The sequence below is a fragment of the Mycoplasma sp. SG1 genome, assembly GCF_023612375.1.
Taxonomy (GTDB): domain Bacteria; phylum Bacillota_I; class Bacilli_A; order Mycoplasmatales; family SG1; genus SG1.
Genome location: NZ_CP076852.1, coordinates 248,543 through 269,305 on the forward strand (window position 1 = coordinate 248,543; position 20,763 = coordinate 269,305).

Consider the following 20,763-nt stretch of genomic DNA (forward strand, 5'->3'; position numbering starts at 1 on the left):
CATTATGCTAGCAATTATAGTAGCCATGACAGACAAGAATGTCATAGGTAAAAACGGAAAACTTCCGTGAAGTTATCCAGAAGAACTTCAAAATTTTAAATATTTAACCCATGATCACAAAATTATTTTTGGAAGAAAAACCGTAGAATCGATTGGTAAATCTTTACCATCAAGGTCAGTTTTTCTTTTAACAAGTCAAAAAGGGTATAAATTACCATATAAAATGATTAACCCATTAAAAATTGTTCATGATTATAAAAAAATTATCAAAAAATTTGCCCTTGTTAAAGATATAATCTTTGTAGGTGGTGGAAGAGAAGTTTATGAACTTTTTTTACCATATTGTAAATATCTTTATATAAGCAGAATTAATAAAGATTACGAAGGAGATACTTTTTTTCCAGAACTAGATTTAAATGATTTTGAATTATGTATTGAAGAAGTTCATCCTGATTTTAGATTTCAAATATGAAAGAGAATATCTGCTATAAATTTAAAACCATAGCAAAAGAAAAAATATCAAAGTAAAATATGAGAATTTGATTTATCCCAATTTATTTTTTTTATTTTATTGGTTCGTATATTAAAGCAAAACGAATCGTTAAAAAACGTTTAGAACATAAAAAATATACTGAAGAATATTGTGAAAAGTGACTTTTAAGAATGTTAAAAGCATTACGTTTTTTACATAAAGTAAAAATTAATATTATTGATAAAGATAAACTTCCTGAACGAACATCGGTTATTGTTTTTAATCATCAATCTTGATTTGATATTTTTGTTTTACCAGATATTTTAAAAGATCGTCCCTTTTCTGCAATTGTTAAAATAGAACTTGCAAAAGGGCCACTAAGCAGATTTGTGAAAGTTTTTGATCCAATTTTTGTTAACAGAAGCGATTTAAAATCAAAATTAAATACTGTAAGCGAATCAAAAACAAAAATTTTAGATCAAAATTTAGATTTAGTTATTTTCCCAGAAGGAACAAGAAATAAAAATCCTCAAAAACTTTTACCTTTTTTTGATGGTTTATCATTAATTTCAAAAGCGACAATGGCTCCTATTGTTCCGATTGTTATATACAATTCTGCTCAAGTTAAAAAGAAATTTAGATTTCATTTATTTAAAGCGCCAAAAATAGATGTAAAAGTATTAGATTTCGTTCATCCTAATAAGTTTTTAAGTAAAGATTTAAAAATTGTTACAAAAAATATTCAAAAATTAATTCAAGATGAATTAGATGAATATTATGATTCACAAAAAACATAAAGAAATTAATCAAGAAATATTAACAATTAAAGTTGATTTTTATAACGGTTTAATTAATGATTTTACCCGTCTTTTAAAAACGAATAAAACATTATTAAGTAAGGTTTCTTTTTTAAATATTATTAACACTTTAATTGAAAAGATCACAATTTATAAAGAGTTCGCTAATAAATATGATCTTTTGTATTCATCAAGTTACTTTCTTTTACTTTTAAGTAATTTGATTGATTTAAAACTAAAAGTTGTTATTAATGAACAAACTAAAATTGAAATTCCTGAAGAATTTATAAAAGATCAAAAAGATATTTTAATTAATTTAAAAGAACATCGTTTAATTTTAGAATTAATTAAATATTTTAATCACAATAAATATGACAGGCAATTATCGTTTGATAAACAAGCTGACTATAAGTTTTTAAAACCAATTGCTCAATTACAACCATTGGATCTAGAAAAACTAGAAAAGGTTTATCTAAAGATTAAAAAAAGGTTTGAACTAAAACAACCTTTAGTTAAAGATAATGTTAATTTTATTGATATAAATGACGTTGAAAATCATTTTGCTTCCTTTTTTAAAACAACGAAAGAAAAAACCTTTTTTCTAAAAAAACATTTAAAAGAGCATAATATGATAACAACCGATCATTTAGCGCTTTCTTTTTTTGTTTTGCTTTTTTTTGCAAATGACGCTAAAATTGAGTTTGTCAATCAATTAAATTTTAATGATTTAAAAATTATTTTACATGGCTAAAAAATTAGAATTATCATTTCTTAATGCGTTATTATTTGTTAATGGTGAAAATGGCGTTGATATTGATGATTTAAAAAAACATTATTCATGTTCAAAAAAAGCATTAATGGATTTTTTAAATCAGTATCAAAATCAACTTGAAGCTGATAACTCATCAGGGTTAAATTTATTGTTTTACAACAACCGAATTAAACTCATCACCAAACCCTCAGTCTATGAAGATTTACAAAAATTTTTTAAAGATTCAATTACAACAAAAGTTAAATTATCACAACCTGCGCTTGAAGTTTTAGCTATAATTGCTTACAATAAAAAAGTAACCAAAAAATTAATTGAACAATATCGCGGTGTAAGTTCAGAATCTTCATTGAATTTATTGCTTTCAGTCGGTTTAATTGAATCACATCGAACAACAACAAGCCCTTTTTTTAATTGCTACAAAGTAACCGATAAATTTTTTGATTTATTTAAGATCAAAAATTTAAATGAATTGAAAGAAATAATCGTTCCGACCGATTCAAATAATGATTTATATATAAATTAAGGTCAATAACAAATAAAATTACAACTATGACTAACAATCAAATTATTGCTGATATTCAAGAAAAAATTAAGAATGATGAAATTGTCATTTTACCAACTGAAACTATTTTTGGTATATTAGGAAACGCAACATCACTAAAGGCTGCTAATAAGCTTAATGAAATAAAACAAGTTCAAAAAAAAAGATCATTTATAACGATTTTCGCTTCTAAAGAACAAATTAAACAATATGTTGATATTTCAGAAAAAGATTTAAACCTTCTTGAAACATTTCAAGATCTATCGTTAACTTTTATCATTGATAAATTACCAGAAACGAAAATAGTTTCTTTCAATGATAAGATAGCGGTCCGTTTAATTTCAAATCAACATTCACTTTTACAATCGGTTGTCGATGTAACTGGACCTTTGTTTTCAACAAGCTGTAATTACGAAGATGAACCATTTATTACGGAACATTTTAAAATATTGGAGTTTGCAACCGACAATAATTTATTTTTAGTTAATACATCAAGCGATGATTTAACATCAGAAGAACAGGTTCCATCAACAATTATTGATGTTTCAAAAAGACCTTATAAATTTAAAAGAATAGGCAAGAATTATAATCAAATCATAGAAAGACTAGACAATTTAGGGATTGAATATGTTAAAAGATAAAATAGATAAAGATTTATTAGAAATTCTTAAAAAAGAATTAAAACGGCAACAGAATACGATTTCTTTAATTGCAAGTGAAAATTTAGTTTCTGAAGCAGTTTTAAAAATTGCTCAATCAACTTTAACAAATAAATATGCTGAAGGATATCCTGATTATCGTTATTATGAAGGATGTCAATATGCTGATGAAGTTGAAAATTTAGCGATTGAAAAATTAAAAACCTTGTTTGAAGCTGAATATGTTAATGTTCAACCTCACTCAGGATCGCAGGCGAATGCTGCTGCTTATTTGGCTTTTTTAAAACCTAATGATAAGGTTTTAGCGTTAGGATTAAGCGATGGCGGGCATTTAAGTCACGGCTTTAATATTAATTTTTCAGGGATAACTTATCATTTTACGCATTATCATGTTGATCCATCAACCTATCGTTTAAATTATGAAGAAATCAGAAAATTAGCTTTACAAATCAAACCAAAATTAATTTTAACGGGTTATTCAGCCTATCCAAGGGTTATAGATTTTGCTAAGTTTAGAGAAATATGTGATGAAGTTGGAGCATATTTAATGGTTGATATGGCGCATATTGCTGGTTTAATCGCTGCTAAAGTCCATCCTTCACCCGTTCCTTATGCTGATGTTATTACTTCAACGACCCATAAAACTTTAAAAGGACCCCGTTCTGGAATTATTTTAGCTAAAAAAGAACATGCTAAAAAATTAAATTCTGCTGTTTTTCCAGGCATTCAAGGCGGTCCATTGGTCCACATCATAGCTGCCAAAGCACAAGCATTTATTGAGGCTTTATCTTCTGACTTTGTTGATTATCAAAAACAAGTTTTAGCAAATTGTCAAACTTTTTGTGATCAATTTTTAAAAAAAGGATATCATTTGTTAACTGGTGGTTCTGATAACCATTTACTTTTAATTGATGCTTTAAAAAGTGTTAATTTAACTGGAAAAGAAGCTGCCAACAGATTAAATAGAGTTGGGATTATTGTTAATAAAAACTTTCTTCCATATGATACTTTAAAAGCAACCGTAACAAGTGGCGTAAGAATTGGTACGCCATGAATAACAAGCAGGGGTTTTAAAGAAAAAGAAGTTACATTATTAGTTGATTGAATTGATCAGATTTGAAGAAGTAATGATTGAGAAAAGTTAATTCCGACCTTTTCTTTAAAAGTGAAAAATCTTTTAAATGATTTTCCGATCTATAAAGATCTTGAATTTTAAATATTTAATTTAATGAAAAAAGTTCTTACCATTTTATGAAATAAAAAAGGGGTCTTTAATTACATTCTTTTTTTTATTTTTTTCCTTTTAGGTTTATTGATTGCCTTTTTTGTTATTTATTTTTTATATAACAAAAACGATAATATGTTCCAGCTCCTTGGTTTTAGTGCTGGTTATTTTTTATTTTTAGCTTTTCTTTCATTAATCGAAGCAAGCGCTAATAAAGTTTTAAAGCTTGCTCGGAAATCGGTTGTAACCGCTAAAAAAACTTATCTCTTAAGTCTTTTAGGAAGATATGTTCTTTTAATCGCTTTTTTAATCGTTTTTATTATTTTTCGCCAATATTTTCGTTTAATTGGTCTAGCCTCTGGAATAGCAGTTTGTTTAATTTTAGGTATTATTTTGATTATTATTAAATACGTTATAGCACAAGATGAAATTGAAAATGATACACCAAATGACATAAAAGAAACAGCAGTTGATTATGATCTTGAATATCAAAAACTTTTAAAAGACTTAGAAGAAGAAAATAAACATAAAACTCCGTCAGTTTTAAAAAAAGATCAAAATAAAAAAATAACTTTATAGTTAGTTTTTTAAAAAATAATTTATTTTTGATAAAATCAAATCTATAGTAATAAAAAAAAGTACTTGATTTGTTCATCCAGTTTGGTTGCTGGATTAGTTTTTTTAATTGTATGAATTTAGCATCTTCTAAGAGTAGTATATTTAGTTGAAATCTTCAACCGCAACTTTTTACCATCATTATTACAACGGTGATAATTTTAGTTGGGGTCTTTCTTTATTGATGAAAGTTACGAAAACTATCATATAAAGAAGCTCCAAAAGGGTATGTTTTGCTTTGTGAACGTTTTATTGGGTGAGTAGAAGATACTGTTATCGATATTACAAGTCCTAAATTTAGATGATTAACTCCTTATATAATTTTTTTACTTCTATATTTAGGAATTGGTAATTTATTATCTTTAATTGGCCTTTCAGCTATCAGCACATCTTATACAGTCATTTTTGCTTTAGGGATTGTTACTTTAGCTGGTATGATTTTAACTGGTATTTTCTTTCAACGTTTAAAATACATTTTAAAATTCATTTATAATCCGCTTGAAATTTTAAATCAATTTGCTCCTTTTATTTCATTAACTTTTCGGATTTTTGGAAACTTAATTGCAGGGACGATGATTCTTTATCTTATCTATTTAATGACAGGAAATATCTATGCAATTAAGTTAGGAGCAAACATCGAAATTAATTTTCTAGCTGGCTTTATTGCCCCTCCTTTTCATTTTTATTTTGATATTTTTGATGGAATAATTCAAACTTTTATTTTTGTTCTTTTAACCCTTTCATATATTGGTATGGAAGCAATTCATGAAGAAGAAACAAAAGTTATTAAAAAATCTAAAAAATCAAACGCTAAAGCAAAACTTGGTTCATACTACGAGGATAAAAACGTTGATATTGTGCGACATATCGAGTAAGATAGGGCGTTCAATTAGAATCAATAAGTTTTATTACTACTTATCAATAATCTTTATAATATTTAAAAAAAGTAATTTAAAAATACAATCAACAAAACAACAAAACTAGACAAATATTTATTTATGAAATATTTCTTTTTACATCAAAATTTTTCTGATGTCCTTAACTTTTTAGCCCCCTACTATATTAGTTTTGGTAATTTTTTAACAGTTAACATTTCTGATAGAGGACTAGCCCTTCTAGGGGCCGGGATGGCTACAACAGGATGTCTTGGTGCTGGGATTGGACAAGGGTTTTCAGCTGGTAAAGCATGTGAATCAATCGGAAGAAACCCAGATGCAATTAACAAAGTAAGAACAATCATGATTATCGGAGCAGCGATCGCTGAATCAGGTGCGATTTATTCACTTTTAATCGCTTTAATTTTAATCTTTGCTGTTCAATAACACAACAAATAAAAAAAATAATAGACAATAATGGGTAATTTTTTTAGTTTCAATTTTTATGACAGAACTCCAGATATTAAAGGAGATTTATTTCCAAATATTTCGACTTTGATAGCGCACTTAATTGCCTTATTTGTGTTACTTTTCATTATCTACCGTTTTGCTTGAAAGCCGTTTAAAAAGTTTGTTAAAGCAAGACATGATTATATTCAAGATAACATTAAATCTTCAGAACAAAAATTATTTTTATCACTTGAAAATGTCCAAAAATCTAAAGAAAATTTAGATAAAACCAGCATTCAAGCTGATCAAATTATTGAATCTTCAAAACTTGAAGCTTATAAAGTCAAGGAATTGATTATTAATAAAGCTAAAAAAGAGATTGAAATCGAAAGAGAAAATTTTAAAAATGAAATGGAGCAGGTAAAAAATAAATTTTTAAAACAGCAAAAAGATTTTATTGTTGATTCTGCTTATCAAATATCAAAAGAGTTTATTAAAACAAATAACTCAGAAGAAGCAGATAAGAAATTTATTGCTAAACTGCTTGCTCAAAAATCAGAAGAAAATTTATCTCAATCAAAAAATACTAAAAAAATAGATAAACAAAAATAAATCTTATTTTTTAAACATATTACACTTTAATGCTTTTAAATAGCAATTACATTAGAAGTTTATCTGAAGCAGTTTTTGGTCATTTTGAATCGATTAATAAAACTGCTTCTTTAATTAGTGATATTAAAGAATTGAATAATATTTTATCGACAAATAATGGACAAAATTTCCAAAAATTTTTAGATGATTTATTAATTTCAAGGGATGAAAAAATCAAAATAATTAAAAATATTTTTGATAAAAAAATAAGTCCTGATCTTGTTTATTTTTTTACTTTAATCATTAAACTTGGTTGTGAAAGTTTTTTTAAAAGAATTTTAGATAATATTCTTGTCATTAATCAAGTTAGTTTAAATAAACAAACTGTCTTTTTTGAAAGCTATTACAAAATGGATGATAAAAAGATCGAAAAATATATTTTTGAATATTTTCCAAACTTAAAACCACTATTTCAACAAAAATTAATCACTATAACATCATCAGTTAATAAACAACTACTTGGTGGCTTTAAAATCCAAGTCGGTAATTCATTAATTGATAACACTATTTTATTTTCTTTAAATAAAGCAGTTACCCATTTAAAATCAAATTAAATAACAAAAATAAATCTATGAGTTTTAAACCAGAAGAAATTACTTCCTTAATAAAAGAACAATTAAAAACTTTTAATTTAAAAACCGAAATCAAAGAACAGGGTAAAGTTATCTCGCTTGGTGATGGTATCGCCTTGGTTTATGGTTTAACATCAGCTATGATGGGCGAGTTAATTAAATTTCCAAACAATAATTTTGGGATTGTTTTTAATCTTGAAGAATTTTTAGTTGGGGTTGTTTTGTTAGGAAGTGAAGAATCTGTTAAAGAAGGTGATATTGTAACAAGAACAAGCGATATTGTTCAAGTTGGGGTTGGTGATCAATTTTTAGGCAGGGTTATTAACAGTTTAGGACAACCGATTGATGGTTTAGGTGATATTAAATCGAAAAAATTCCGTCAAATCGAAAGGGTAGCTCCTGGGGTTATGACAAGAGAATCGGTTAAAGATACTTTAGAAACAGGGATTCTTTTCATTGATTCAATGATCCCAATCGGAAAAGGGCAACGTGAGTTGATTATTGGTGATAGACAAACAGGAAAAACTTCGATTGCTGTTGACATTATCATTAATCAAAAAGGAAAAGATGTTTATTGTATTTATGTAGCGATTGCTCAAAAAAATTCAACCGTTACCCAAATAGTTAAAAAACTAAAAGAACATGATGCGATGGATTATACGGTTGTTCTTTCATCAACAGCATCAGATTCAACCTCAATGCAATATCTAGCGCCATATACAGGAATAACAATCGCTGAAGAATGAATGGAAAACGGTAAAGATGTGATCATCATCTTTGATGATCTTTCAAAACACGCTGTTGCGTATCGTTCCCTTTCTTTACTTTTAAGAAGACCTCCAGGGCGTGAAGCGTATCCTGGTGATGTTTTCTATCTTCATTCAAGATTACTTGAAAGAAGCGCTAAATTAAATAAAGAATACGGTGGTGGTTCAATTACTGCATTACCAATTATTGAAACGCAAGCTGGTGATATTTCTGCATATATTCCAACCAACGTTATTTCTATTACCGATGGTCAAATTTTCTTAATGATGGATTTATTTAATTCTGGTCAAAGACCAGCTATTTCATCTGGATTATCAGTTTCAAGGGTTGGTTCAGCTGCTCAGAATAAAGCGATGAAATTTGTCGCTTCAAGTTTAAAACTTGAACTTGCTCAATATTTTGAACTTCAAGCTTTTACTCAATTTGGTTCAGATGTTGACGCTTCAACACAGGTTATTTTAGAACATGGTCAAAAAATTTTAAAGATTTTAAAACAACAACTATACACGCCATACAGTCAAACTGATCAAGCGATTTTACTTTTAACTTTAAAAGAAAAATTTATTAGTTGAGTTAATATTGATGATGTTGAAGATTACAAGCATAAACTTCTTGACTATGTTCATAATCACTATCAAAATATTCATCAAAAATTAACGAAAGAAGCAGAATTCACACCAGAGATTTTGCTTGGAACAAAAAAAGCGATTCTTGATCATTTAAATACTTACTTAAAATTAATTCATAATTATCCGCAAACTAAATTAGATCAATTTAGCAATTTTTATAATCAATTTTATCAAGATAACAATTTAGTCAAACCATCATCAAATTCAACTTCAAAAAAATAGTTTTCTAAAATGAGTGCATCATTAACCGCTTTAAAAAAAAGAATCGCCTCTGTTAAAACAATTAACAAAATAACCCATGCCATGGAGTTAATTGCGACTTCTAAACTGCAAAAAATTCAAAAAATTCTTAAGGTTTATCAACCTTATTGTGATGCTACATATCAAATTATTTCTTTAATTTTCAGTGAAAAAAATAATAATGTTCGTGAAATTAAAAGTAAATACATCGAAAATCAACATTTTCAATCATTTTTTCCAACTAAACCAAAAAGTTTATATATTGTTATTTGTTCTGATATGTCGTTTTGTGGTTCCTTTAATCATCAAATCATCAATCTTTTATTAGAACAAGAAGGGCCGATTGATCATGTTATTTTATTGGGCAAAAACGGTATTGATATTTTAAAACGTTATAATATCACCCCAACCGCTTCTTTTATTGGTTTTCATGAAGCGATTAATATAAATCTTGCTAATGAAATAGCGATTACCGCTTTAGAAAAATGTCATGCTGATAATATCGGTTATTTAAATATTGTTTACACAAAATACGTTAATTCATTAACTTTTAAACCAACTGTTACGCGTCTGTTACCGTTTACTCAATCTGATTTTATTAAAGAAGAATTCTCCAATTTAAAAGAATCAGTTAAACAGCAAGTAGCTCTATATGACCCATCGGTTCTTGATATTCTTAAAAATATTGTTTCACAATATTTATCAACCATGATTATGGGATTTTTAATCGAATCGAAAATATCAGAACAAGCAATTCGAAGAAACACGATGGAAAACGCCAATCAAAATGCGAATGATTTAATTGATGAACTAACCATCACCGCTAATAAATTACGGCAAAACAAAATTACTTCTGAAATTTCTGAAATTATTGAAGGAGCAAACGCTAGTTTATAATCTAATTTACCTTATTTTTACAAACCCCACGCTATGATTACAACAAATACTCAAAAAAATAAATCTTCAAAACCACCAAAAAACATTAATAAAGATCCAAATAATTACGGAAGAATTATTCAAGTTTTAGGGTCTGTTATTGATGTTAAATTTTCTGACAATCATCTTCCAAAAATATTAAATGCTTTACAAGTTTTAGATTTTAATCAACATTTAATTCTTGAAGTTGCACAACATATTGGAGATGATGTTGTTAGATGTATTTCAATTGGGCCAACAAATGGTGTTTTTAGAAACATGAAAGTTCTTGATTTAGGTCATCCTATTTCTGTTCCAGTTGGTGAAGCTACTTTAGGAAGAATATTTAATATTTTAGGCGATCCGATTGACAATAAAGGACCATTACCAAAAAATATTCAATATCAATCGATTCACAAAAAAGCCCCTAGTTTTGAAGATCAATCAAATACAACTGAAATTTTAATAACCGGAGTTAAAATTATTGATTTATTATGTCCTTATGTTAAAGGAGGGAAAGTTGGTTTATTTGGTGGTGCTGGAGTTGGTAAAACGGTTTTAGTTCAAGAGTTAATTCACAACGTTGCATCACAACATGGTGGTATTTCAGTTTTTGCTGGAGTTGGTGAAAGAACAAGGGAAGGTAATGATTTATATTATGAAATGATTGCTGGTGGTGTTATTGATAAAACAGCTTTAGTTTTTGGGCAAATGAATGAACCTCCTGGAGCTAGAATGAGGGTTGTGTTATCTGCTTTAACGATTGCTGAACATTTCCGTGATCAAGAAAACAAAGATGTTCTTTTATTTATTGATAATATTTTTAGATTCACTCAAGCAGGCGCTGAAGTATCTGCTTTATTAGGTCGAATGCCATCAGCGGTTGGATATCAACCTACTTTGTCAACTGAGATGGGGCAACTTCAAGAACGGATTACTTCAACTAAAACTGGTTCAATAACATCTGTTCAAGCCATTTATGTTCCTGCTGATGATTTAACCGATCCTGCCCCTGCTACAACTTTTTCCCATCTTGATGCTAAAACAGTTCTTGACCGAAATATCGCTGCCTTAGGGATTTATCCTGCCATCGATCCATTAGAATCAAGTTCAAGATTGCTTGACCCTGAATATGTTGGTATTGTTCATTACAATACAGCGCAGAAAGTAATTGAAACATTACAAAGATTTAAGGAATTACAAGATATTATTGCTATTTTAGGGGTTGATGAGTTATCAGAAGAAGATCAAATCACAATTCAAAGGGCAAGAAAAATTAGAAACTATCTATCACAACCGTTTTTTGTAGCTGAGAAGTTCTCAGGAATTAAAGGCAAATTTGTAACGATTGATCAATCATTACGGGGTTTTTCAAAAATTATTAACGGCGATTGTGATAACATTCCTGAAAAATACTTTTTATATAAAGGTTCATTTCAAGAAGTAGAAGATGCTTATTTTAAAGATTATCCTAAAAAAGGATAAAGCATAACAATGAATTTCAATCTTAAAATAATAACTCCTGAAGGCGTTTTTTTTAATAAAGCGATTAACTTTCTGTTAATTAGAACTGCTAATGGTAATTTTGGAGTTTATGCCAATCATTCTAAAGTTGTTGCCTTGATTGAAATCAGTTGATTAAAAATAATTGATAGCAATAAAAAAGAACGTCTTATTGCTGTTAATGGCGGTATCTTCCGTTTTTATAATAATCAAGCAACCATTTTAAGTGAATTTGTTTCTTTCCAAGAAGATGTTAACTTAAAAGAAGTTGAAAGAATGATCAATTTATACAAACAAGAACTTGAAACTGCTAAAACAAAACAGGAAATTATTAAAGTTCAAACAAGTTTAAAGAAAGCTATCAATTTAGCTCATGGAGCTAGAGATAAAAAAGATATTTAAACTATGATGCTTGATCCCTCAACTAAATATATTATCACAGTTATTGTAATGCTTATTTGTTTTGCACTTAGTTTTTATCTTGTCTATCAACTTGATCTTGAACAAAAAGTAAAAGTTAAAAATAAATATGTTTTACTTTTAATTTATCTTTTCTTTTCTTTAGCGGTTGGTTATTTATCATCAATGTTTCTTTTAACTTTATTTTCAATTCGCTAAAGATAAAGATTTAGGCGTTTTTCTATTTTTATTTTTTAAGAAAAAAATAATTATTTGCGTATTAATTTTTACAACTTTAAAGTTAAAAATTAAACGTAAAATGATGCAAAAAATAAAAATAAATAAGCAATTAGAAATCTGGTATCTGGAAGATTATAATCCAGTTGCAAAAGTTTTAATTCATCAATTAAAGATTAAAAAAAACCCATTTCCTTTAGATATTTATCTAAAAAGTTATCAAAAATACCTAAAAAAACAATTTAATCGCTCAATTCTATGTATTTTAAACGCTAATCCGCTCTTAAATCTTTTACAAGTTTCTTTCCCAAATATTCCATATTTTATACTTTTTGATAAAATAAACTATAAATACAAACAAGCGTATGCAAAAAACAAATCTTTAATTTGCAAAGAAATAGATATAAAACACAATATTTTAAAAAGGATTAAATTTAATAAATATACAACAAATAGAATTATTATTTTTGATGATATTTGAACATCAGGTAATACTATCAAGACCTGTTATCGTTTACTTTTACAAAATATTGAATTTAAAAATTATAAAATTATCATTTTTGTTTTATTTAAAACATTCTACAAGGAAATAACAAATAATTTATATTTGATTTAATAAAAAAATTTCAGATGTGATATATATTTAAAAATACATGGAAGGCGATTTGAAGCAATAAAGTTCATTTTTTTTCTTTATTTCTTTTAATCATTGCCTCTTTAAGCGTTAGTTGGGGAGTTTTAAGTGCCAATTCAGGTCTTAATCAATCTTTTGATAAATTTAAAACTCAATCTAATCCATCACAGTTTTCGATAGATTTAAACAGTTCGGTTACTTTTTTTAAATCACCGCCCAACAATATAGATAATGTTGAACATTTTACTAAACAATTAACATCCGATCTTAAAAAAGAAAATCTTAAAATTGATTTATCTTATCGTGATGAACGTTTATTTCCTTATCATGAATCATTACTATTAGCAATTGGTTATGCCCCTGGTTATCATTTTTCTTGAGGAGATAATAACGCAGTTGATACTATTATTCACACTAGCGAAAATCAAGATTTTTCTAATTTAAAAAAAGATCAGATTTTAACTGAAGGTAATTTTTCAAGTGCAAATAATTGAGATATTAATAATCAATTAACGAATCTTTTTGGTGAAAAATCAATCTATAAAGTTGTAGGGCATGCTACTTCTTTTGATTTTTCTTATCCTTTGCTAAGTCCCATTAATATGGTTGCTTCAACTTCAAGCAATGGAATTATTTTTGTTTCCCCTGAAGCTTTATATAACGTTAATCCCTCTGAAGCAAGATTAAATGTTTCATCATCAGCTGATCGTCAACAATTACTTTTAGTCAGATTCCATGACCCATCTAATTACACTGAAACCAACCTTAATAAGGTTAAAGATGTTTTAAAAGATATATATAGCAATAGTGAAGAGTTTATAGCACCTTCAGATACAAAGTATTATGGAATAAGATCAGATTATTATAACAATGCATTTTTTCAAGAACGAATAAATTCATATCATAGTTTTATGAAATTTGAAGTAATAGCAACTCATTTTTTAAGTTATTTAATTATCATTGTTACTTGTTTTGTTGTTGCAGCTGTTACAAGAAAACGGATTGAGGCAGATCAAGATAATATCTTGATTTTTAAAGCGTTAGGTTATAAAAAAAGTTGAGTTAACTTTATTTATTCTATTTACCCATTGATCTTTAGTTTATTTTGTTTTTTAATCGCTTTATTTATCAGTTATGGGTTTCAAAGTTTAATTTATAAAATTTTTATATCGATGTTTACAATTCCATTGATAACTATTAGTTTTAGTTATATATCCTTTATTGTTAACATTGCTTTGATAACGATCATTTTTATCTTAGTCGCTTTTGTATCAACTAGTTTAACTTTAAGAAAAATACGTAAAGGAGTATAGATATGAAAAAATACCATATTTTAAGAAAAATCAGGAACTCCTTTATTATCAAAAGTAAATTTAAAATCTTTTTAACCGCTTTTCTTATTTTTATTTCAAGTGTTTTGATTTTATTTTCGCTTCTAATTCCTTCTTCTTTACAACAATATTCATCAGGAATGTTAAATGAGTTAAATCCATATAAATCATATGTTGACTATGACACCAACCCCTGAAATTCACCAACTTTTAATTATGGAGGTGAAGATGGTGAAGACAAAGTTCCTGATCCGTTAACCTCTCCATCTAAAAGATATTCAACTTATGGATGATATAACCCGAATGATGAAACCAGTTTTAAAAATCGTAATCCAATAAATGATAGTTCCCTAGCTGTTGCATCTTATTTTGCTTATTTAAGCGGATTAGCGATTAATAATAACTACATAGATCAACTTAATAATATAAAAGACCCGCTATTGGTTCCTATTGTTTGTAATATGATGGGGGATAATAATCCTGATGATATTAAAAAAGGAGTCGGTGCATGTATTAAACATGTTATTACAAGTAATGCTCCTTATTTTGTTAGGCAAAAAATGAACAATAAAAATTTTGCTTTAACGTTTGGTTTAACCCCTTTTGATAAAAAAAGCGACGAACATATTGTAAATATTCCTTTTTATTTAAATAAATTAAATGTTAGTCTTTGAGGTGTTAATTCTCAAACGACAAGATTAAACTCTACCATTAAAAATACATTAAATTCAGATTGAATTAATGATCAAACTGCAAATTATGATAGATTTGCTGAAAATTCAACAAGTGTTTTTACCAATAATCTGCCTGTTGTTATCAATAAAGCTGCTGCCAAACTTTTAAATTTAAAAACCGGTGATCTTAAAAGATTCAACTATTCATATTATCAAATCCAAGTTAAAAACGGTGATAATAAATGAGATCCAGCAGAACCATCACAATTTAAAGCAAATATAAAAACAGCAACCGGAATATTTGTACACCTCCAAACAAACCAGGAGATCCTTGAACATGTTTCAATCCATATGCTACCTATCAGTCAACCTACTGATATAAGGGTCAATCCGTTGTTAAAATGGTTCACGAAGGTAATATGAGAATTCAAGAAATTAACCAAAATGTTAAATATAGCGTAGTTGCAATATCCCCTGATGTTGGATTTCCTCGTTTTTATACAACATCACAATTTGCTACAGCTTTATTATTCGGAAATAAAGAAAATATTCTTAATTTAGCAAAAAATCAAATTGATAAAGATTATTTTATGAGTTTTTTTGGATATTATCCTACGAAAGCGAATAACAGTAATTATGCTTATAAACCATATTCATCATACTATAACGCTAAATTAACTACTGATACATCCCCAAATGATTTATCAACTTATAATGTTAACCAACCATACAATGACTATTCTCAGTTTGGATTAAATGGTGGAAAAGTTCAATTTGGAAATAAAAAAATTGTTAATTTTACTCAAAATGGTAAATCGATTATTTCAAGTTTATTTTCTTGAGATATAGTTCATAATTCATTCTGGAAAGTTATAACTTCTATTATTTATTTAATTATTTTAATTGTTGTTATTTCGTTGTTTTTAGGGTTAATTATTATGGCGATAACTACAAATAGCATTATGATTGAATCAAGAAAACAAATTGTTCTTTTAAAAGCTTTTGGTTACAATGATAAAGAAATTTTAAAAACCAGCGCCGGTTATTATATTTTCTTAGTTATTATCGCTTTTGTCTTATCTTGCTTTCTAACCATATTCCTATCTCAATATTTATTCTATGTTTTCTTTGCAAGCAAGAATTTATATATCCCTTTTTCATTTCAATGATGGGTTTTAATTGTTGGTTTTATTTTGTTATTAGTAATTTACTATGTTAACAAATTGATAGCATGAAAAATAAATAAAACCTTTGTTCCAGCTGAAGCTGTTAAAGAATAATCAAATGAAAGAATTTTAATTAAATAAAATTAAGTTTAATTATTTTAAATTGTTATGGGTTTATAATATATAAAACTTTATTATTCAACGCACGCATACGAATAATTAATCTTAGTAAATTTTTTTTAATTTATTTATTACAAATATTATCAAAAACAATGTATTCATTTCTAAAAGCTTATCTTAACAATGATAAAAAAATCTTAAAGGAAATTAAACAAGTAGCGTTTAAAATCGATAGTTTAAAAGATGAGATGGCTAAACTATCTGATGAGCAACTTGCAGCTAAAACAGATTATCTAAGAGATAAAATATTTAAAGATAAATTATCTTTAGATGATATTTTAATCGAAGCATACGCGGTAGCACGTGAAGCGTGTGGGCGAAAATTAGGTGAGTATCCATATTTTGTTCAATTAATGGGGGCGGTTGTTTTACAATTCGGTGATATCGCTGAAATGAAAACCGGTGAAGGAAAAACCCTAACTGCTATTCTTCCTGCTTATTTAAATGGACTAACAAAAAAAGGGGTTCATATTATTACTGTTAATGAATATTTATCAGAACGTGATTATAACTACGCTAGAAAAGTTCTTGAATTTCTTGGTTTAACCGTTGGCTTAAATTCTGCAACTATATCTCCTGAAATAAAGAAAAAAGCTTATGCAGCTGATGTAACTTATACAACCAACCATGAACTTGGGTTTGATTATTTACGTGATAACATGGTTTATAATATCGATGATAAGAAAGTTAGATCGTTAAACTTTGCTATTATTGATGAGGTCGATTCTATTTTAATTGATGAAGCAAGAACGCCGTTGATCATTTCAGGAGGAACTGCAAAAGATAGTGATTTATACATTGGAGCTGATTCTTTTGCTAAATCATTAAAACGTCATCATTATCAAGTTGATGAAGAACATAAAACCGTTTTTCTAACTGAAGCAGGGCAAAACAGTTTAGCTAAGTGATATAAAATCCCAAACATTTATTCATTTGAATCAAGTGAATTAATTCACTTAATTCAAAACGCTTTAAGGGCTAACTATGTTTTTAAAAACGGTATAGAATACATAGTTCGTGATAATAAGATTATGTTAATTGATTTATTTACTGGAAGAATCATGGAAAATAGATCATACAGCGATGGCTTACAACAAGCCATTCAAGCAAAAGAAAAAGTTGAGATTGAACCTGAAAATCAAATCGTTGCTACTATTACTTATCAAAACTTCTTCCGTTTATATGAAAAGATTTCAGGTATGACAGGAACCGCTAAAACAGAAGAAGATGAATTTAGAAAAATCTTTAATATGCGGGTTATTGTTGTTAACACCAATAAACCAATTATTAGAAAAGATCAAAAAGATTTAATCTTTAGTTCAAAGCAAGCGAAATTTAAATATATAACCAAAAAAATTAAAGAACTCCACAGCAAAGGAGTTCCGATTTTAATCGGAACAACTAGCGTTAATATTTCTGAAGAGATTTCTGAAATATTGACAAAAGAAGAACTTCCGCATAATGTTTTAAACGCTAAAAACCATACTAGGGAAGCTGAAATCATTGCAGCCGCTGGAACTAAAAGTGCTATCACTTTATCAACTAATATGGCAGGAAGAGGAACCGACATTAAAATTTCAGATGAAGTTGTCAAATTAGGTGGTTTATATGTTATGGGAACAGAAAGACATGAATCAAGAAGAATTGATAACCAATTACGAGGAAGAAGCGGAAGACAGGGAGACCCTGGGATTTCAAGATTTTATCTTTCAATTGATGATGATTTAATGGTTCGTTTTGCTGGTGATAAAATCAGAACTATTTTTAAAAAGTTTGGTGATGAAGCTATTTCAAGTAAATTATTAACCAAAGCGTTAACTAATGCTCAGAAAAAAATTGAAGGTTTAAACTATGATACAAGAAAAAATCTTCTTGAATATGATAATATTCTATCACAACAACGTGAATTAATTTATTCACAAAGGGACAAATTTTTAATTGCTACTAACACCGCTCAAATCATTGATGATATGATTAAACATTTGGTTAAGTTATATATCGATGAATCTGCTGAAACAAAACCAGAAGGTGTCTTTATTAATCTTAATACTTTAAAAGAACTTATCTTAGCTAGATTAGGAATTGATCTTGAAAATAATCAATATCTTGATTTTAATTTATTAAAACCACTTATTTCACTTCCTGAAAAACTTTTAGAAAAAATTCATGAAGTAGTTTATAAAAAATATTATCTTATTCGTTCAGAAGTTAATCCAGCTCAAGTTGATGGTTTTGAAAAACAATTGGTTCTTCAAGTTATGGATCAAAACTGGATTAAACATTTAACAACAATTGAAAGATTAAAACACGGCATTCATTTTAGAAGTTATGCTCAAAAAAATCCTTTACAACAATTTATTGAAGAATCTTCAAAAATCTTTGAAGGGTTAAGGGATACAATTGCTAAAAACATTCTTCAAATCATCTTCAATCATAAAGAAGAACATCAAAACTTTATTTTAACCCCTCAAGATTCAAAATTTGAAGCCAAAATAAGTTAGTTATTTTACTTTTATTTTCTTTAAAAATTAATAAGTCTTTCTTCAAAAAAGAAGGACTTATTTTTTTTATATTTATTTTTTTTATAATACAAATAAGTATCTATTTTTTTAAAATTAGATTAATTGAGAGTATTTTATCACAAATTTAACTTATGAAATTCAAAGAATGAGAAGATCAACTAGATGATGGAACAATTTTACATTGTTATCAATGGGCACCTGATAACGACGATGTTAAAGCGGTTGTTCAAATAGTTCACGGATGTGCTGAATATGCCCTTCGTTATGATGATTTTGCTAAATTTTTAGTTAGCAAGAATTATGCTGTTGTCGCTGAAGACCATAGAGGGCATGGCAAAACCGCTCAAAAGCAAGATGATTTAGGTTTTTTTAAAGAAAAACATGGTTGAGAAGCCATTATCAATGATTTAAATCATGTCACAAAGTACATTAAAAACACCTTTTCAAAAAAACCAATCTTTATGTTTGGTGCATCGATGGGTTCATTTATGACTCGTAATTATGGGATTGTTTATGGTAAAAATATTAGTGGGATGATTCTTTGTGGAACCTCAAATTACAACGAACTTTTATTAATTTATTTAATTTGTCTTGCTAAATTAAGACAAATGGTAAAAGGCCCAAAAGCAACCGATCACTTTATCCATAACTTAACTTTTAAAAAACTTAACAAGCGTTTTCAAAATAAAAACAGTTTTGGCACAGAATGATTATCAACTAATAAAGAAATTCAAATAAGATATAAAAATGATAAATTAGCAGGGCATGTTTTATCGACAAGCGGTTTTAAAGATCTTTTCTCTGGTTTATTATTCATTGCTAAGAAAAAGAATGTTCAAAAAACTCCAGATCATCTCCCAATTCTTGTTATTGCAGGAAGCGATGATCCAGTCGGTAAGTTTGGTAAAGCGGTTAAACAAACGGTTAATCTTTATGAAACATGTAAGAAAAACGTTGAAAGTAAAATTTATCCAAACGCTAGACATGAAATTTTAAATGAAACAATCAAAGACCAAGTATACAACGATATTTTAAATTTTATTGAGAAGAATTTAAAAAAAGACTCGCTTAATTAATTTATTTAGAAATTTAACATTTATGACTGAAATAGAAAAATTATTAGAGTGCACGTATGATGAATGCTGTAATCACTTTATAAATAAATATGGACAACCAAAAGGAGATTATTTTTTAGATAAAGAATGTCGGAAAAAAAACACAGCAATCACAAGAGGGAAAGAAGGTTTATATATACATCATATTGACGAGGATAAAGCGATTCAATTATCGCAACCAATATATGCAAGACTAAATCCATTCGATTATCAAAAAGCTGATAGATTGATATATTGTAATCTTTTAGAGCATTTAGTTTTGCATATAAAAATATGAGAGAATCCTAGTAAATTTCAAAATAAAAATGAGGCGGTAGGAGTTGGCGGAGTATATAATTTTATAGTCCCCGAGCTAAATGACATTTACTCTGGTATTTCATATAAAAACTCAAAAGCCAAATGAAAAGAAAAAGTTATTGAAGTAGTATTACCTTTAAAAGAAGATTATTTCAAATGTATAAAAAGGTTAGTTAATTTGGGTTTTCCTCATCCGTTATTAACATCATATACTTTCAATTGAAACTTTTGAGATCCAAAAAACAATGAAAAGATTTTTAAAGAATTAAAAAAACTTGGAGTAAAAATGTAAAATTAAATAATTTTATTTTATTCATATTTCTCTTGTTATTAAAAAAGCAATTTTTAAATTATGAACGAAAAGGTTGTTTAGACAAAGTAGGAAATTTAAATGAAACGTTAAAAGAGACCAAACATACAACGATATTTTAAATTTTATTAAGAAAAATTTAAAAAAAGAAACTACAGGTTATTAACTTATTTATAAGTTTAGAATTTCTACTTTCTACCGTTTTTTTATCTTA

General features: G+C 27.5%; 22 protein-coding genes and 1 pseudogene. All 23 read left to right on the forward strand.

Annotated elements, in window-relative coordinates; genetic code table 4:
* Positions 1-4: 4 nt before the first annotated feature.
* The gene (locus JRW51_RS01265; RefSeq protein WP_250328875.1) at positions 5-505 is read left to right on the forward strand and encodes a dihydrofolate reductase; all 501 of its coding nucleotides are present in this window, start codon (positions 5-7) and stop codon (positions 503-505) included.
* A gap of 26 nt (positions 506-531) precedes the next feature.
* Positions 532-1,269, forward strand: coding sequence for a lysophospholipid acyltransferase family protein (locus JRW51_RS01270; protein WP_250328876.1), 738 nt, complete (start codon positions 532-534; stop codon positions 1,267-1,269).
* Positions 1,250-2,020, forward strand: a complete 771-nt coding sequence (locus tag JRW51_RS01275; protein WP_250328877.1) for a hypothetical protein — start codon at positions 1,250-1,252, stop codon at positions 2,018-2,020. Before JRW51_RS01270 ends, JRW51_RS01275 begins: the two co-directional genes overlap by 20 nt.
* A complete protein-coding gene (scpB, locus tag JRW51_RS01280) occupies positions 2,013-2,564 on the forward strand; it encodes an SMC-Scp complex subunit ScpB (protein WP_250328878.1) in 552 nt (183 codons plus the stop codon). Before JRW51_RS01275 ends, scpB begins: the two co-directional genes overlap by 8 nt.
* A gap of 26 nt (positions 2,565-2,590) precedes the next feature.
* Positions 2,591-3,223, forward strand: coding sequence for an L-threonylcarbamoyladenylate synthase (locus JRW51_RS01285; protein WP_250328879.1), 633 nt, complete (start codon positions 2,591-2,593; stop codon positions 3,221-3,223).
* The gene (gene glyA, locus JRW51_RS01290; RefSeq protein ID WP_250328880.1) at positions 3,210-4,457 is read left to right on the forward strand and encodes a serine hydroxymethyltransferase; all 1,248 of its coding nucleotides are present in this window, start codon (positions 3,210-3,212) and stop codon (positions 4,455-4,457) included. Before JRW51_RS01285 ends, glyA begins: the two co-directional genes overlap by 14 nt.
* Before the next feature lie 12 nt (positions 4,458-4,469).
* Positions 4,470-5,045: a hypothetical protein gene (locus JRW51_RS01295; RefSeq protein ID WP_250328881.1), complete on the forward strand. Its 576-nt coding sequence runs from the start codon at positions 4,470-4,472 to the stop codon at positions 5,043-5,045.
* 110 nt (positions 5,046-5,155) lie between these two features.
* Positions 5,156-5,956: a F0F1 ATP synthase subunit A gene (locus JRW51_RS01300; RefSeq protein ID WP_250328882.1), complete on the forward strand. Its 801-nt coding sequence runs from the start codon at positions 5,156-5,158 to the stop codon at positions 5,954-5,956.
* 123 nt (positions 5,957-6,079) lie between these two features.
* The gene (atpE, locus tag JRW51_RS01305; RefSeq protein ID WP_250328883.1) at positions 6,080-6,403 is read left to right on the forward strand and encodes an ATP synthase F0 subunit C; all 324 of its coding nucleotides are present in this window, start codon (positions 6,080-6,082) and stop codon (positions 6,401-6,403) included.
* A 30-nt stretch (positions 6,404-6,433) separates the two neighbouring features.
* Complete coding sequence (locus JRW51_RS01310) at positions 6,434-7,018, forward strand: ATP synthase F0 subunit B (RefSeq protein WP_250328884.1); 585 nt, start codon at positions 6,434-6,436, stop codon at positions 7,016-7,018.
* Positions 7,019-7,047: 29 nt separating this feature from the next.
* Positions 7,048-7,611: a F0F1 ATP synthase subunit delta gene (locus JRW51_RS01315; protein ID WP_250328885.1), complete on the forward strand. Its 564-nt coding sequence runs from the start codon at positions 7,048-7,050 to the stop codon at positions 7,609-7,611.
* A gap of 17 nt (positions 7,612-7,628) precedes the next feature.
* Entirely contained in the window at positions 7,629-9,248 is a 1,620-nt protein-coding gene (atpA, locus tag JRW51_RS01320) for a F0F1 ATP synthase subunit alpha (protein WP_250328886.1), read from the forward strand.
* Positions 9,249-9,257: 9 nt separating this feature from the next.
* Complete coding sequence (gene atpG / locus JRW51_RS01325) at positions 9,258-10,163, forward strand: ATP synthase F1 subunit gamma (protein WP_250328887.1); 906 nt, start codon at positions 9,258-9,260, stop codon at positions 10,161-10,163.
* Positions 10,164-10,196: 33 nt separating this feature from the next.
* Positions 10,197-11,666 carry a F0F1 ATP synthase subunit beta gene (gene atpD, locus JRW51_RS01330; protein ID WP_250328888.1) on the forward strand — a complete coding sequence of 490 codons (1,470 nt, stop codon included), beginning with the start codon at positions 10,197-10,199 and terminating at the stop codon, positions 11,664-11,666.
* A gap of 9 nt (positions 11,667-11,675) precedes the next feature.
* Complete coding sequence (gene atpC, locus JRW51_RS01335) at positions 11,676-12,086, forward strand: ATP synthase F1 subunit epsilon (protein ID WP_250328889.1); 411 nt, start codon at positions 11,676-11,678, stop codon at positions 12,084-12,086.
* 3 nt (positions 12,087-12,089) lie between these two features.
* Positions 12,090-12,302 (forward strand): DUF1146 family protein, encoded by a 213-nt coding sequence (locus JRW51_RS01340; protein ID WP_250328890.1) that lies wholly within the window; start codon positions 12,090-12,092, stop codon positions 12,300-12,302.
* A 103-nt stretch (positions 12,303-12,405) separates the two neighbouring features.
* Positions 12,406-12,936, forward strand: coding sequence for a hypothetical protein (locus JRW51_RS01345; protein ID WP_250328891.1), 531 nt, complete (start codon positions 12,406-12,408; stop codon positions 12,934-12,936).
* Positions 12,937-12,950: 14 nt separating this feature from the next.
* Positions 12,951-14,267 (forward strand): ABC transporter permease, encoded by a 1,317-nt coding sequence (locus tag JRW51_RS01350; RefSeq protein ID WP_250328892.1) that lies wholly within the window; start codon positions 12,951-12,953, stop codon positions 14,265-14,267.
* Between the two features lie 2 nt (positions 14,268-14,269).
* Complete coding sequence (locus tag JRW51_RS01355; protein WP_250328893.1) at positions 14,270-15,421, forward strand: hypothetical protein; 1,152 nt, start codon at positions 14,270-14,272, stop codon at positions 15,419-15,421.
* Complete coding sequence (locus tag JRW51_RS01360; protein WP_250328894.1) at positions 15,379-16,239, forward strand: ABC transporter permease; 861 nt, start codon at positions 15,379-15,381, stop codon at positions 16,237-16,239. Before JRW51_RS01355 ends, JRW51_RS01360 begins: the two co-directional genes overlap by 43 nt.
* Positions 16,240-16,397: 158 nt before the next feature.
* Positions 16,398-18,737: pseudogene (gene secA, locus JRW51_RS01365) on the forward strand (preprotein translocase subunit SecA); the annotation flags it as partial.
* A gap of 221 nt (positions 18,738-18,958) precedes the next feature.
* On the forward strand, positions 18,959-19,903 hold the full coding sequence (locus tag JRW51_RS01370; RefSeq protein WP_250328896.1) for an alpha/beta fold hydrolase: 945 nt from the start codon (positions 18,959-18,961) through the stop codon (positions 19,901-19,903).
* Between the two features lie 22 nt (positions 19,904-19,925).
* A complete protein-coding gene (locus JRW51_RS01375; protein ID WP_250328897.1) occupies positions 19,926-20,531 on the forward strand; it encodes a hypothetical protein in 606 nt (201 codons plus the stop codon).
* Positions 20,532-20,763: the final 232 nt, after the last annotated feature.